Here is a 15,142-nt window from a genome sequence, read left to right as displayed (position 1 = left end):
GGCCTGGGCGAGTCGTTTTCCGACAAGCCGAGCTTCGCCAGACGTCGCGGGGGTGGCCGCTGGCTCATTGGCGTGCTCCTCGCGGTACTGGTAGCTGGCGGCGCGCTGGCCGGCATGGACAAGCTCAAGGCGTGGCTCGCCACGCAGACCGCTGCAACGCAGAGCGCGCAGTCCGGCGAAAAGGAAGCGCCGGCCGGCGACCAGCCTGCACCGACGCGGGCGGGTGAGGCCCCTGCGCCCGCTGCTGCACCAGAAACGCCGACCGCTTCGATGCCCACGCCGCTGGCGCCCGCTGCACCGGCCGCGCCGGCCTCCGGTGTTGTGACGGCGCCGCTTGCGCCACCGCCCTCGCTGCCGCGCTCGGACAATGGTGCCGCGCCGGCAGCGGCTGCCGGCGTCGTCAAGGCGGCAGTTGTCAATGTCGATGCACCGGTGTCCGGGCCGGCGAGCGAGGCTGCCAAAGCCGCCGATCAACCGGCTGGCAATGGCACGGTGTCGGTCCGCTTTTCGGGCGCGTCGTGGTATGAGATCAAGGACAAGTCCGGCAAGACGATCGGCAGCGGGCTCTCCAAAGAGGGCGATGCACGCGAACTGACGGGGACGCCGCCGTTCAAGGTCGTCTTCGGCAATGCCGAGGCGGTCGAGTCCTTGACGGTTGGCGGCGCGCCGATCGATATCCAGAAGTACGCCCGCAACCGCGTGGCGCGGGCTACGTTGCCCTGAACCGTTTTATGTTTGAACGGTGCGTCGCCTGAGTCGGCGGCGCGCTTTGTCTGACCATGGAAATCTCCACGCCTCTCGATTGCGCTCCCGCCTTGGCCGGCCCGTTGCCGCGCCGGAATTCGCGCCCGGCAGAAATCCGCTGGGGTGATCGCATTGTGCGTGTGGGCGGCGATGCGCCGGTCTGCGTGCAATCCATGACGAATACCGACACCTCGGATGCCATCGGCACGGCAATCCAGGTGAAGGAGCTCGCGCGCGCGGGGTCGGAACTCGTCCGCATCACGGTGGATACGCCGGCCGCAGCCGCAGCCGTGCCGGCCATTCGCGAGCAGCTCGATCGCATGGGCGTCGATGTGCCGCTGGTGGGCGACTTCCACTACAACGGGCACAAGCTGCTGCAGGATTTCCCCGAGTGTGCGCAGGCGCTGTCGAAATACCGCATCAACCCGGGCAACGTGGGGCAGGGCGCCAAGCGCGATACACAGTTCGCGCAGATGATCGAGATCGCGTGCCGCTATGAAAAGCCGGTGCGTATCGGCGTGAACTGGGGCAGTCTCGATCAGGACCTGCTCGCCCGGATCATGGACGAGAACGCCAAGCGCACCGTGCCCTGGGACGCCCGAGCCGTGATGGTCGAGGCGCTGATCACCTCGGCGATCCAGTCTGCACGCAAGGCGGAAGAGCTCGGGTTGCCGGGCAACCAGATCATCCTGTCGTGCAAGGTTTCGGCGGTGCAGGATCTGATTGCGGTCTACCGCGAGCTGGCGCGCCGTTGCAATTACGCGCTGCATCTGGGTCTGACGGAGGCCGGGATGGGCAGCAAGGGCATCGTCGCTTCGACCGCGGCGCTGGCGGTGCTGCTGCAGGAAGGCATTGGCGACACGATCCGGGTTTCGCTGACACCGGAGCCCGGTGCGCCGCGCGAGAAGGAAGTCATCGTGGCACAGGAGATCCTGCAGACCATGGGGCTGCGCAACTTCACGCCGATGGTCATCGCATGCCCCGGGTGCGGCCGTACAACCAGTACCGTGTTCCAGGAACTGGCCGCGCGCATCCAGTCGTACCTGCGCGAGCAGATGCCGATGTGGAAGGTGCAGTACCCCGGTGTCGAAGAGATGACCGTGGCCGTGATGGGCTGCATCGTCAATGGCCCGGGCGAGAGCAAGCACGCCAATATCGGCATTTCACTGCCGGGCACGGGCGAGTCTCCGGCAGCGCCGGTGTTCGTCGACGGCGTGAAGGTGAAGACGCTGCGCGGCGAACGCATCGCCGAAGAGTTCCAGATCATCGTCGACGAATATGTGCGCACCCATTACGGGGCGCAGGCTGTGACGGCGGCATAAGCGCCCACAGCACAATCGACTGGCCGGCACCGCAGAGGCGCCGGCTTTTAACGTGACATCATGAGCGATACCAAACAACAACGCGCGCAGAAGATCGCGGGCGTCAAGGGCATGAACGACCTGCTGCCCAGCGACGCGCCGCTGTGGGAGCACTTCGACAACGCCGTGCGCAGCATGCTGCGCGCCTATGGCTATCAACAGATCCGAACCCCGATCGTCGAGCACACGCAATTGTTCGTGCGCGGGATCGGCGAGGTGACCGATATCGTCGAGAAGGAGATGTATTCCTTTATCGATGCGCTCAATGGTGAGCACTTGACGCTGCGCCCGGAGGGGACGGCTGCGGCCGTGCGCGCGGTCATTGAACACAACCTGCTGTACGACGGCCCCAAGCGCCTCTGGTACACCGGCCCGATGTTCCGCCACGAGCGGCCCCAGCGCGGCCGCTATCGCCAGTTCCATCAGGTCGGTGTGGAAGCGCTCGGTTTTGCGGGTCCGGACATCGACGCCGAAGTCATCCTCATGTGCCAGCGTCTGTGGGACGACCTCGGCCTGGTGGGGCTGAAGCTCGAGCTGAACTCGCTTGGTCAGGCGGAAGAGCGCGCCGCGCACCGCGCCGATCTCATCAAGTATCTGGAAGGCTTCCAGGACATCCTTGACGAAGACGGCAAGCGGCGTCTGTACACCAATCCGCTGCGCGTGCTCGATACCAAGAACCCTGCGCTGCAGGACATGGCTGCCGGTGCTCCCAAGCTGATCGATTACCTGGGCGAAGCCTCGCGCGCGCACTTCGAGGGCGTGCAGAAACTGCTCAAGGCCAACAACATTCCGTTCACGATCAATCCGCGCCTGGTGCGCGGGCTCGATTACTACAACCTGACCGTCTTCGAGTGGACGACGGACAAGCTGGGGGCCCAAGGCACGGTCGCAGGTGGCGGGCGATACGATCCGCTGATCGAGCAGATCGGCGGCAAGCCGACCCCGGCATGCGGCTGGGCCATGGGCGTCGAGCGCATCATCGAACTGCTGCGCGAGGAGAAGCTCGAGCCTGAAGCGCAGGGCTGCGACGTCTACATCGTCCACCAGGGCGACGAGGCGCAGGTCCAGGCCCTGGTGGCGGCCGAGCGGCTGCGTGATGCCGGACTCGACGTCATCCTGCATGCCTCGCCGGAAGGGCGCAACGGCAGCTTCAAGTCGCAGTTCAAGCGCGCAGACGCGAGTGGCGCATCCTATGCGGTTATCATTGGCGACGACGAAGTCGCTCAAGGCGTGGCACAGATCAAGCCGCTGCGCGGCGATCCTGCCACCGATGCCCAGCAGACCGTGCCGTCGGACCAGCTGGTCGACCGCCTGATTGACGCCATGGTGGCGAATAGCGACTAACCCACAATCCCTCAAGCTCTGCGAAGCATGGCCTACGATCTCGAAGAACAGGAACAATTAGAGAGCCTCAAGCACTGGTGGCGCGACAACGGCAACATGGTGACGTGGATCGCCATCGTGGTGCTGCTGGCCGTGGCCGCGTGGTTTGGGTGGAAGAACTGGCAGCGCAAGCAGGCGGGCGAGGCTTCCGTGCTGTACGAGCAAGTGCAGAAGGCTGTCGAAGGCAAGGACGCCGAGAAGATCAAGCGCGCCGCCGCCGACATGGAAGACAAGTTCGGTGGCACTGCGTATGCCGAGATGACGGCGCTGGCGGCTGCCAAGGCGCTGTACGAAGCGAACGACGTCGCCGCAGCCAAGGCCCAGCTGCAGTGGGCCGTCGACCATGCGCGCGACGACGAGTACAAGGCGCTCGCCAAGCTTCGCCTGGCGGGCCTGCTGCTCGATGAGAAGGCCTACGATCAGGGCCTCGCGTTGGTGTCGGGTGAGGCGGCCCCCGCGTTTGCAGGGCTGTATGCAGACCGCCGTGGCGACCTGCTGACGGCACAGAACAAGATCGAAGACGCGCGCGCGGCATACAAGCTGGCGCTCGAGAAGTTCGGTCCGGCCGACGCGGCTGCGCGCCAGATCGTTCAGTTCAAGCTCGATGCCCTGGGCGGTGCCTGATCGGCCTGACCAGCGCGCATTTCAACGCATAACACAAGGATTCCGATTTCATGACTCACGCACTTGAGCAGGGTGGTGTCGCGCGCGGTGTCGCGCATTCGGCGCGCGTTGCAGTGCTGGCACTGGCAGCCACGGCTGTCCTTGGCGGCTGTTCACTGTTCAGCAGCAAGAACAAGCATGAGCCTGCCAAGCTGCAGGAAGTCCAGCAGGTGCTCGCCGTGCGTCAGGTGTGGAGCGTCAGCGTCGGCAAGAGCGGGCGCTATGTCATGCAACCGGTGGTGGCTGGCGGCAACGTCTACGTGTCGTCTGCGGGGGGCACGGTGACGGCGCTGGATGGGGCGACCGGGCGCACGTTGTGGCAGGGCAAGGCCGACGTCGACCTGACTTCCGGCCCCGGCAGCGATGGCACGTTGACCGCCGTGGCAGGTGAGAAGGGCGCCGTGATCGCGTTCGACGAGAAGGGAGCGCAGAAGTGGAAGATCGCCGTCAACGGCGAAATCCTCACCGCACCGCTGGTCGGGCAGGGCCTCGTGGTCGTGCGTACGACCGACGGCCGCATCCTGGGGCTGGATCCGGCCAATGGCGAGCGCAAGTGGATCTATCAACGCTCTCCGTCTGCGCTGAACCTGCGCAGCAGCCTGCCCATGGTCTTTGCCGGCGACAGCATCATTCTCGGCTTCCCGGGTGGCAAGCTGGGTGCGCTGGGCGCAAGCAACGGTGCCCTGCGCTGGGAGGCTGCGGTGTCCTATCCTCGTGGTGTGTCGGAAATCGAGCGCCTGAACGACGTGACGGGTGCGCCGTCCATCAACGGCCAGCAGCAGGTGTGTGCCGCCAGCTTCCAGGGCCGCGTGGCCTGCTTTGATCTCAGCAACGGGGCACCGCAGTGGGCACGCGATTTCTCGTCGCCGACCGGTGTGACGCAGGCGGACCGCGGGCTGTTCGCGGCCGATGAGAAGTCGGTCGTGTACGGCTTCAACGCTCAGAATGGCGCAGACCTCTGGAAGAACGACGCGCTGCTGTGGCGTGATCTGGGTGCGCCGCTGGCTTTCGGGCGCACGGTCATCGTCGGCGATTCGGAAGGCTGGCTGCACTTCCTGTCGGCCGATGATGGCAAGTTTGTGGCCCGCGTGAAGACCGATGGCAGCGCCATCAGTGCGGCGCCTGTGGTGGCCGGGCAGACGCTGGTCGTGCAGACGCGCGGCGGCGGCGTGTACGGTTACCTGCCGAAGTGATGCCGGCCGTCGCTGCATGGCGCGGCGGCGGCAAGCGAATCACATGGGGCGGCGATGCCGCCTCGGATCTGCGCCCGCGTGTCCCGCGGGCGTCTTGCATCTGTGCCATCCGTGCCGTCGGCCGCGCAGGTGCCAACCGCAGTTGCAACAACCCGAATTTGCCGTGGCGCCATTCGCGCGCGGCACACAAGCATGAAACCAGTCATTGCCCTCGTGGGGCGGCCGAATGTCGGCAAATCGACCCTGTTCAACCGCCTGACGCGTTCGCGTGACGCGCTCGTCGCGGACATGCCGGGCCTGACGCGCGACCGCCACTACGGTGAGGGCCGCGTAGGCGAACGTCCGTTCATTGTCATCGATACCGGCGGCTTCGAGCCCGTCGCCAAGGAAGGCATCGTGGCGGAGATGGCCAAGCAGACGCGCCAGGCCGTGGTCGAGGCCGACGTGGTCATCTTCCTGGTCGACGGCCGATTGGGCCTCGCGCCGCAGGACCGCGTGATTGCCGACTACCTGCGCAAGACCGGCCGCCGCATCCTCCTGGCCGTGAACAAGGCGGAGGGCATGAAGTACACCGCCGTGGCCACGGACTTCTATGAGCTGGGCCTGGGCGATCCGCACGCGATTTCGTCGGCGCATGGCGACGGTGTGCGTGATCTCGTGGACGAAGCGTTGGATCTCGCGTTCGCGGAGCGCCCCGAGCTTGCCGAGGCAGCGGACGGGCACGATCACGGCACGCGCATCGCCATCGTCGGCCGCCCGAACGTGGGCAAGTCGACATTGGTGAACGCGCTGATCGGCGAAGAGCGGGTGATCGCCTTCGACATGCCCGGCACCACGCGCGATGCCATCTACGTCGAGTTCGAACGCAACGGCAAGCCCTATACGCTGATCGACACGGCAGGGCTGAGAAAGCGCGGCAAGGTCTTCGAGGCGATCGAGAAGTTCTCGGTGGTGAAGACGCTGCAATCCATTGCAGACGCGAATGTAGTCGTGCTGCTGCTCGACGCGCAGCAGGACATCTCCGACCAGGACGCGCACATCGCCGGGTTCATCGTCGAATCGGGCCGCGCGCTGGTGATCGGGGTGAACAAGTGGGACGGCCTGTCCGGCCATGCGCGTGACCGCATCAAGCACGATCTGGAGCGCAAGCTGCAGTTCCTGTCGTTTGCCAACGTCCATTACATTTCCGCCAAGCAGCGCACGGGCATCGGCGCGTTGATGAAGTCGGTGGACGACGCCTATGCGGCCGCCATGATCAAGCTGCCGACGCCCAAGCTCACGCGCGTGCTGCAGGAGGCGGTCGAGTTCCAGCAACCGCGCCGCGCAGGCGTTTCGCGCCCGAAGCTGCGCTATGCGCACCAGGGCGGCTCCAATCCGCCGATCGTGGTGATCCACGGCAATGCGCTGTCGAACATCCCGGAAACCTATCGACGCTACCTCGAGGGCCGCTTCCGCGATGCGTTCCAGCTGAAGGGCACCCCGCTGCGAATTGAATTCCGCACGAACAAAAACCCCTACGCCCAATCCAAGGATTGAGCACCGGGCAGGAGGCGCTCGACAAGAGGAGCGTGTGACGAAGGGGCGATCAAAAGGGGGACCCGCCGACCGGCTGAGCCATTTCACATGGCGGAGTCGCCGGTTTTCCGTTTGCTTTCCCTGATTTCTAAGGCTAAATTCTCGAGACATGGCGCCTCAGGCGCCATCGGCGTCGTTTGGACGCGTCTGGCCGACTCTTTTGACGAACTTTTTTTGCGTCGCCTGCTTGAACCAGGGCTTCCGAGCCCCATAACCCATCACTAAACCTATAAATCTGGAGTGTGCCATGAGCAACAAAGGGCAATTGCTACAAGACCCGTTTCTGAATGCGCTGCGTAAGGAGCATGTGCCGGTGTCGATCTATCTCGTCAACGGTATCAAGCTGCAAGGCAATATCGAGTCGTTCGACCAGTATGTCGTCCTCCTGCGCAACACCGTGACGCAGATGGTGTACAAGCATGCGATCTCCACCGTGGTGCCGGCTCGTGCCGTGAATTTCCGCGTGGACGAAGCGTCCGACGCCTGATTCTGCCTCGCTCCCGCCGCCGTCCGCGCGGCGGGACGCTCCCATCCCTGCTTCTCCCGTACTTCATTTCCCCGCTTGGCATCTCATCCCACCTCCAGCTCGGAGCCGACACGCGCCATTCTGGTCGCCGTCGATTTCGGCAAACACGATTTCCAGGAAAGTCTGAGTGAACTGGCGCTGCTGGCGTCCACGGCCGGCTCTGACCCGGTGCGCGCGGTCACGGGCAAACGTTCCCGGCCCGATGCCGCACTGTTCATCGGCGCCGGCAAGGCGGAAGAGGTCAAGATCGCCGCAGACGAGGAAGATGCCGAGATCGTCATCTTCAACCATGCCCTGAGCCCGGCCCAGCAGCGCAATCTTGAGCGCTTCTTCGGTCGCCACGTCGTGGACCGGACCGGCCTGATCCTCGACATCTTCAGCCAGCGCGCCCAGAGCCACGTCGGCAAGGTGCAGGTGGAGCTCGCGAGCGTGCGCTATCAGGCCTCGCGGCTGGTGCGGGCTTGGAGCCACCTGGAGCGCCAGAAGGGCGGGATCGGCATGCGTGGCGGCCCCGGCGAGCGTCAGCTCGAACTCGACCGCCGGATGCTGGACGAACGTGCCAAGCGGCTCTCGGCGGAGCTCGACAAGCTGCAACGCCAACACGATACGCAGCGCCGCGCGCGCAGCCGCAACGATGCGTTTTCGGTTTCGCTGGTCGGCTATACCAACGCGGGAAAGTCGACGCTCTTCAATGCGCTGACCAAGGCGCGCGCCTATGCCGCCAACCAGTTGTTCGCCACGCTCGACACGACGTCCCGGCGGCTCTATCTGGAAGGGCTCGGCAACGTGGTGCTGTCGGACACGGTGGGGTTCATTCGCGATCTGCCCACGCAGCTGGTCGCGGCCTTCCGCGCCACGCTGGAAGAAACCGTACACGCCGATGTGCTGCTGCATGTGGTGGATGCTGCCAGCGCCGTCAAGCATGAGCAGATGGAGCAGGTGAACCGCGTGCTCGAAGAAATCGACGCCAGCGGCATTCCGCAGATCCTGGTGATGAACAAGATCGACGCCGCCGAGGAACTGCGCGCCCAGGGCCCACGCATCGAACGCAACGAAGCGGGGGCGGTGCGCCGCGTGTTCGTGTCTGCCATCGAGGGCGCGGGGCTGGATCTGCTGCGCGAAGCGCTGGTGGAAACCGCCATTCGCCTGCGCGAGCATCCGGCACCCGACGGTGGTGAATTCGATCTGCGCTTCGACAGCCGTCGCGATGCGTCTTCGGAGCAGCGTGACGAACTGTCGCAAAGCTTGCGGCGCCACGGCGCTTCCGCCGAAGGTGACGAACAGGGCTGATAGAATGCCCCGTTACTCTTTCGCAGTCAGACAATCAGGACAAGCCCGACCGCTCATGCCCGAGATTTCGACCCAGCTTTCTTCCATGGTCCCGCCCAAGCCGGTGCGAGGCTTGTGGCACCGCTTGCGCGTGCTGCTTTCGCTGAATGATCCCCGCTGGGGTCGCGGCGACGACAATGCCGAGCGCGAAGACAAGGACGAACCGAAGCGTCAAAGCAAGCCGCCCCAGGATGGCCCGCCTGACCTCGACGAGCTGTGGCGCGACTTCAACCGCCGGCTGAACAACCTGTTCGGCCGCAAGGAAGGCGGCAACGGCAACGGCGGTCCGACGCCGCTTCGCCCGGGTAGCGGGCGCGGTACCTCCGGCCTGGGCATCGGTGTGCTGGTGGCGGTGCTCGTGGGCCTGTGGCTCGCGAGCGGCTTCTTCATCGTGCAGGAAGGCCAGACGGGCGTGATCCTGCAGTTCGGCCGGTTCAAGTACCTGGCGACGCCGGGTATCAACTGGCGCCTGCCGTATCCGATCGAGTCGCACGAGGTCGTCAACCTGTCGGGCGTGCGTACGCTCGAGATCGGCCGCACCACGCAGATCAAGGATACGAATCTGAAGGATTCCTCGATGCTCACGCAGGACGAGAACATCGTCGACGTGCGTTTCTCCGTGCAGTACAACATTGCCGATCCGGTCGAATACCTGTTCTACAACCGTACCGATCGCGGCGGCGATGAGGAACTCGTGACGCAGGCCGCCGAAACCTCCGTGCGCGAGATCGTCGGTCGCAACAAGATGGACGCCGTGCTGTACGAGGGGCGCGATGCCGTGAGCCGCAATCTGGCGGAGTCGATCCAGCGCATCCTGTCGGCCTACAAGACTGGCATCCGCATTCTCAGCGTGAACGTGCAGAGCGTGCAGCCGCCTGAACAGGTGCAGGCCGCGTTCGACGATGTGACCAAGGCCGGACAGGATCGCGAGCGCGCGATTTCCGAAGGCCAGGCGTACGCCAACGACGTCGTGCCGCGTGCCAAGGGTACGGCTGCGCGGCTCGTTGAGGAAGCGCAGGGTTACAAGGCCCGTGTGACCGCGCGTGCCGAAGGCGATGCCGCGCGCTTTGCCTCAGTGCAGCGCGAGTACGCGAAGGCGCCGCAAGTGACGCGCGACCGCATCTATCTGGAGACCATGCAGGACATCTACGCCAACGCGACCAAGGTGATGGTCGACCAGAGCAATGGCAGCCTGCTGTATCTGCCGCTGGACAAGCTCATCGCGCAGACGCAGGGTGGCTCGCATCCGCCCACGACACCCGGGGCTTCGCCGCAGGACAGCGGCTCGGCGCAGAGTGTGCCGACGCCTTCCAATCCGTCACCGGCAACCGACGCCGACTCGCGCTCGCGCGAGGCGCTGCGCAACCGTGACCGCGATTCGCGCTGAGAGGAGGGCACATGAACCGTCTGATTTCCGCCTTCGTGGCGCTGGTCATTGCCCTGGCGATATTGTCGTCGGTGGTATTCGTGGTGGATCAACGGCGCTACGCCGTCGTGTTCGCCTTTGGTGAGATCAAGCAGGTCATCCAGGAGCCGGGCCTGCACTTCAAGCTGCCACCGCCGTTGCAGAACGTGGTGTTCATGGACAAGCGCCTGCAGACCATCGATGTGGCCGGGGCCGACCGCTTCATCACGGCCGAGAAGAAGAACCTGCTGGTGGATTGGTTCGTCAAGTGGCGAGTGTCGGATCCGCGGCTGTTCTATGTCAGCTTCAAGGGCGACAACCGCCTCGCGCAGGACAGCATGACGCAGAAGATCAACTCCATCGCGCGCGATGAGTTTGCGCGGCGCACGGTGTCCGACGTGGTCTCCACAGACCGCGAAGCCGTGATGCAGAGCATCCTCAAGGGCGTGCAGGAGTATGGAAAGTCGGTCGGCGTGGACATCATCGACGTGCGGCTCAAGCGCGTCGACCTGCTGGCGAGCGTGACCGAATCCGTCTACCGCCGCATGGAGGCGGAGCGCAAGCGCGTGGCCAACGAGCTGCGCTCCACGGGCGCCGCCGAAGGCGAGAAGATCCGCGCCGATGCCGATCGCCAGCGCGAGGTCGTGCTTGCCGATGCGTACCGGGATGCCCAGAAGATCAAGGGTGAAGGCGATGCGCGCGCCGCCGACATCTATGCCGAGGCTTTCGGCCGCGACCCGCAGTTCGCCGCGTTCTGGCGGAGCATGGAGGCGTACCGCGCATCGTTCCGCGATCGTAAGGACGTGATGGTGCTGCAGCCGAACAGCGATTTCTTCAAGTACATGCGCAGCCCCGACGGCGGCAACGCGGCGGCGCCGGCTGCCCAGACGGGGCGCCATCGCTAGTACAATGCGCTGTTGATCGATTGAGGCGGACAGACCCCGGCTTGCCGGGGTTTTGTTCGTTCGCCCCCTGTATCCCATGGAAGAGTCACTCCCCTCCGTCTTGCTGGCTGCCTGCGCGCTGGTGCTCGTGTTCGAGGGCATCCTGCCGTTCGTGGCGCCGCAGGCCTGGCGCCGTGCTTTCCAGATGCTGACCGAGCTGCCCGATGAAAAGCTGCGCGTGGTTGGCCTGGTGTCGATGGCGGCGGGGCTGATCCTGCTGCGGCTGCTGCATCGCTAGCCAACTTCCTGCCTTTTCACGAATTTCCGCTGACCCTCGATTCCCGAGCGAGACCGCCATGCCGACCAATTGGTTGCTGCCTGAATCCATTGCCGACGTGCTGCCTTCCGAGGCGCGCAAGATTGAAGAGTTGCGCCGCCGCATGCTCGACCTGTTCCGCACCTACGGCTACGAGCTCGTCATGCCACCGATGCTGGAGTACATCGAGTCGCTGCTCTCGGGCACCGGCCACGATCTGGATCTGAAGACCTTCAAGCTCGTCGATCAGCTTTCGGGACGCACGATTGGCTTGCGCGCCGACATCACGCCGCAGGTCGCCCGTATCGATGCCCACCTGCTGAACCGCGCCGGCGTGACGCGCCTCTGCTATGCAGGGTCCGTGCTCCATACGCGTCCGAGCGGCTTCCACGTCACGCGCGAGCCGCTGCAGATCGGCGCCGAAATCTACGGGCACGCCGGTCTGGAAGCCGACCTGGAAATCCAGGATCTGATGCTGGCCGCGCTGTCGGCGGCCGGCTTGGCGGACGTGCGTCTGGATCTGTGCCATGTGGGTGTGGTCGCGGCCTTGCTCGAGCAATCTCCCGTGGCGTCCAGCATGCGGGATGATCTGTTCGCCGCGCTCGCGTCCAAGGACGCGCCGGCGCTGCGTGCCGTTACGGCGGAGTTGCCGGTCGCGCAACGCGATGCGATCAACCTGCTGCCGTCCCTGTACGGCGGGCTCGATGTGCTCGATCTGGCACGTAAGCAGCTGCCGCCCCTCCCGGCGATCAGCCGTGCGCTGGACGATCTGGCGACGCTGGCCGAGCGCGCCGGCGGCGCTACGGTCAACATCGACCTGGCCGACCTGCGCGGTTACCACTACCACAGCGGTGTGATGTTCACGGCCTACGTCGCCGGTGTGCCGAACGCCGTGGCGCGCGGCGGCCGCTACGACAAGGTGGGCCAGGCATTCGGCCGTGCCCGCCCGGCAACCGGCTTCTCGCTGGACTTGCGCGAAGTCGCCGGAATTTCCCCCGTCGAGGCGCGCGCCGCCGCCATCCACGCACCCTGGTCTGGCGACGCCAAGCTGCGCGAGGCGATTGCCGCGTTGCGTGCGGCCGGCGAGATCGTCATCCAGTCGCTCCCAGGTCATCCTGAGGATCTGGATGAGTTCGCCTACGACCGCCAACTGGTGGACGAGGGTGGCCGCTGGATCGTCAAGCCCCGCAACGCTTCAGCCTGAAGGTGTTGCATAACGTTCTGTAAGTACCCTGCAATTTCGGGGAAGCCCCCGGCAACAAGGGTAGAATACGTTTTTAACCCATCTGCAAATTCAACATGTCCGCACCAGCAGTGAGCCAAGGACGCAACGTCGTCGTCATCGGCACCCAGTGGGGTGACGAAGGTAAAGGGAAAATCGTCGATTGGCTGACCGATCATGCGCAAGGCGTGGTTCGTTTCCAGGGCGGACATAACGCAGGCCACACCCTCATCATCGGCGGCAAGAAGACGATTCTGCGTCTGATTCCATCGGGCATCATGCGCGATGGTGTTGCGTGCTATATCGGTAACGGCGTCGTGCTCTCGCCCGAGGCGCTGTTCAAGGAAATCGACGAGCTGGAATCGGCCGGTGTGCAGGTGCAGAACCGCCTGCGCATTTCCGAAGCGACCAACCTGATCCTCCCGTACCACGTTGCCATCGACAAGGCGCGCGAACTCAAGCGCGGCGCGAGCAAGATCGGCACGACCGGCCGCGGTATCGGCCCGGCATACGAGGACAAGGTTGCGCGCCGCGCGCTGCGTGTGCAGGATCTGTTCGACCCGGGCTATTTTGCCGAGCGCCTGCGCGAGAACCTGGACTTCCACAACTTCGTTCTCACGCAATACCTGAACCATCCGGCACTGGACTTCCAGCAGACGCTGGACGAAATGCTGTCGTACGCGGAACGTCTGAAGCCGATGGTGGCTGACGTGTCGGCTGAGCTGTTCGCTGCCAACGCCGCCGGCAAGAACCTGATGTTCGAAGGCGCGCAAGGCACGCTGCTCGATATCGACCACGGTACGTATCCGTTCGTCACCTCGAGCAACTGCGTGGCGGGCAACGCCGCTGCCGGTGCCGGTGTGGGTCCGGGCCAGCTGCATTACATCCTTGGCATCACAAAGGCGTACTGCACGCGCGTGGGCTCCGGCCCGTTCCCGAGCGAACTGTATGACGCTGACAACCCGGCGCGTCAGGACCCGATCGGCGTGCGCCTGGCCAATGTCGGCAAGGAGTTCGGCTCCGTCACGGGCCGCCCGCGCCGCACCGGCTGGCTCGATGCCGCTGCGCTGCGCCGCGCGATCCAGATCAACGGTGTGTCGGGCCTGTGCATCACCAAGCTCGACGTGCTCGACGGCCTGGAAACCATCAAGCTGTGTGTCGGCTACACGCTCGACGGCAAGGAGGTCGACATCCTCCCGCGCGGGTCGGACGCCGTGGCGCGCTGCCAGCCGATCTACGAAGAGTTCCCGGGCTGGAACACCTCCACCTTCGGCCTGAAGGAATGGAGCGCGCTGCCCGAAACCGCGCAGGCCTACCTGAAGCGCGTCGAAGAAGTGGCCGGCATTCCCATTGCCATGATCTCGACGGGCCCCGATCGCGACGAGACCATCCTGCTGCGTCATCCGTACAAGGACTGACGCGCGCGTACCGCCCAGATTCGCCCGGTGATTCGCCGGGCGAATTTGCATTGGGCGGCGCGCTTTTGTTGAACATAGAGAACACGACAGCGGCATGCATGCCGCCTTTACGTTAGGAAGAGGAACACGATGAACCAGCCGATCAACGACGACGCGCACCTGTGGGTGTCCTGGGATGACTACCATGGCCTGATTGAACGTCTGGCGCTGGTCGTGCACGAGTCGGGCTGGAAGTTCGACAAGATCCTGTGCCTGGCACGTGGCGGGTTGCGCGTGGGCGACCAGCTCTCGCGCATCTACGACCTGCCGCTGGCGATCCTGGCGACGAGCAGCTATCGGGAGGCGGCGGGCACGCAGCAGGGCGACCTGGACATTGCCCAGTACATCACGATGACGCGCGGTGAATTGTCCGGCCGCGTGCTGCTGGTCGACGACCTGGTCGATTCTGGCGTCACGCTGGAGCGCGTCGGGCGTCACCTGAAGGAGCGTTATCCGGCGGTGACGGAGGTGCGTACCGCCGTGCTGTGGCACAAGGCATGCTCAAAGATCAAACCGGATTACGCCGTGCAGTTCCTGCCGACCAACCCGTGGATCCACCAGCCGTTCGAGGAATACGACACGCTGCGCCCACACAACCTCGCCGCCTGGATCAAGCGCGGCAAGGCGCGTACGGCCGGCAATGGAGAGGCGCCCCCGGTTTGATTCGGCATTCGGTGGATGTGAGGTTGGAGCGGGAGGGTTGTGCGGCTTGCGTCGTGCGTGCCACTTCGGTAACCTCACGTCACGGGCTGCAACATTGGCTCGAAACCCGCGCACGGATTGGCTTTGCAGTATCGCCAATTGCAGCGTGCGCGGTCAGTTGAAGCGTGGCGTGCCTTGATCGATGCGCCAGGCGTCGAACCCACCCAGCGTCTGGGGCTGCTGAGACCGGTGCATCCGGCCGGGCCCCGGCACGATAGCCGAGACACAATGCCTCTCGCCCTTCGCGGAATGCCGCGTCAGCTACTGAACAACGATCTGGCTTCGGAAAAGAAAAACGGCGCAACTTGCGTTGCGCCGTTCCTAAACTCTGGTGCCCAGGAGAGGACTCGAACCTCCACGGAGTTACCCGCTAGTACCTGAA

General features: G+C 64.8%; 14 protein-coding genes. All 14 read left to right on the top strand.

Annotation, left to right across the window (positions count from 1 at the left end):
- On the top strand, nt 1–723 hold a 723-nt coding region (locus A6M56_RS01940), incomplete at its 5' end, for a DUF4115 domain-containing protein (RefSeq protein ID WP_286757671.1).
- Between the two features lie 56 nt (nt 724–779).
- Nucleotides 780–2,066, top strand: a complete 1,287-nt coding sequence (gene ispG / locus A6M56_RS01935) for a flavodoxin-dependent (E)-4-hydroxy-3-methylbut-2-enyl-diphosphate synthase (RefSeq protein ID WP_045786582.1) — start codon at nt 780–782, stop codon at nt 2,064–2,066.
- 60 nt (nt 2,067–2,126) lie between these two features.
- Nucleotides 2,127–3,449 (top strand): histidine--tRNA ligase, encoded by a 1,323-nt coding sequence (hisS, locus tag A6M56_RS01930; protein ID WP_102079646.1) that lies wholly within the window; start codon nt 2,127–2,129, stop codon nt 3,447–3,449.
- Nucleotides 3,450–3,476: 27 nt separating this feature from the next.
- Complete coding sequence (locus A6M56_RS01925) at nt 3,477–4,112, top strand: YfgM family protein (RefSeq protein ID WP_045786584.1); 636 nt, start codon at nt 3,477–3,479, stop codon at nt 4,110–4,112.
- Nucleotides 4,113–4,162: 50 nt separating this feature from the next.
- A complete protein-coding gene (gene bamB / locus A6M56_RS01920) occupies nt 4,163–5,344 on the top strand; it encodes an outer membrane protein assembly factor BamB (RefSeq protein WP_102079647.1) in 1,182 nt (393 codons plus the stop codon).
- Nucleotides 5,345–5,536: 192 nt separating this feature from the next.
- A complete protein-coding gene (gene der / locus A6M56_RS01915; RefSeq protein ID WP_102079648.1) occupies nt 5,537–6,880 on the top strand; it encodes a ribosome biogenesis GTPase Der in 1,344 nt (447 codons plus the stop codon).
- 286 nt (nt 6,881–7,166) lie between these two features.
- Nucleotides 7,167–7,406, top strand: a complete 240-nt coding sequence (hfq, locus tag A6M56_RS01910) for an RNA chaperone Hfq (RefSeq protein WP_003263868.1) — start codon at nt 7,167–7,169, stop codon at nt 7,404–7,406.
- Between the two features lie 75 nt (nt 7,407–7,481).
- A complete protein-coding gene (gene hflX / locus A6M56_RS01905) occupies nt 7,482–8,735 on the top strand; it encodes a GTPase HflX (RefSeq protein ID WP_102079649.1) in 1,254 nt (417 codons plus the stop codon).
- A gap of 55 nt (nt 8,736–8,790) precedes the next feature.
- The gene (gene hflK / locus A6M56_RS01900; RefSeq protein ID WP_102079650.1) at nt 8,791–10,161 is read left to right on the top strand and encodes an FtsH protease activity modulator HflK; all 1,371 of its coding nucleotides are present in this window, start codon (nt 8,791–8,793) and stop codon (nt 10,159–10,161) included.
- 11 nt (nt 10,162–10,172) lie between these two features.
- The gene (hflC, locus tag A6M56_RS01895) at nt 10,173–11,084 is read left to right on the top strand and encodes a protease modulator HflC (RefSeq protein ID WP_102079651.1); all 912 of its coding nucleotides are present in this window, start codon (nt 10,173–10,175) and stop codon (nt 11,082–11,084) included.
- Between the two features lie 76 nt (nt 11,085–11,160).
- Nucleotides 11,161–11,361 (top strand): DUF2065 domain-containing protein, encoded by a 201-nt coding sequence (locus A6M56_RS01890; protein WP_045786590.1) that lies wholly within the window; start codon nt 11,161–11,163, stop codon nt 11,359–11,361.
- 58 nt (nt 11,362–11,419) lie between these two features.
- A complete protein-coding gene (locus A6M56_RS01885; RefSeq protein WP_102079652.1) occupies nt 11,420–12,583 on the top strand; it encodes an ATP phosphoribosyltransferase regulatory subunit in 1,164 nt (387 codons plus the stop codon).
- Between the two features lie 95 nt (nt 12,584–12,678).
- Nucleotides 12,679–14,019 carry an adenylosuccinate synthase gene (locus A6M56_RS01880; RefSeq protein WP_062739224.1) on the top strand — a complete coding sequence of 447 codons (1,341 nt, stop codon included), beginning with the start codon at nt 12,679–12,681 and terminating at the stop codon, nt 14,017–14,019.
- A gap of 129 nt (nt 14,020–14,148) precedes the next feature.
- Nucleotides 14,149–14,721, top strand: a complete 573-nt coding sequence (locus A6M56_RS01875) for a phosphoribosyltransferase (protein ID WP_062739223.1) — start codon at nt 14,149–14,151, stop codon at nt 14,719–14,721.
- The last annotated feature ends 421 nt before the right edge of the window (nt 14,722–15,142 follow it).

Source organism: Ralstonia sp. RL, from assembly GCF_001683835.1.
Lineage (GTDB): Bacteria > Pseudomonadota > Gammaproteobacteria > Burkholderiales > Burkholderiaceae > Ralstonia > Ralstonia mannitolilytica.
This window is presented reverse-complemented; position numbering and strand designations above follow the sequence as displayed.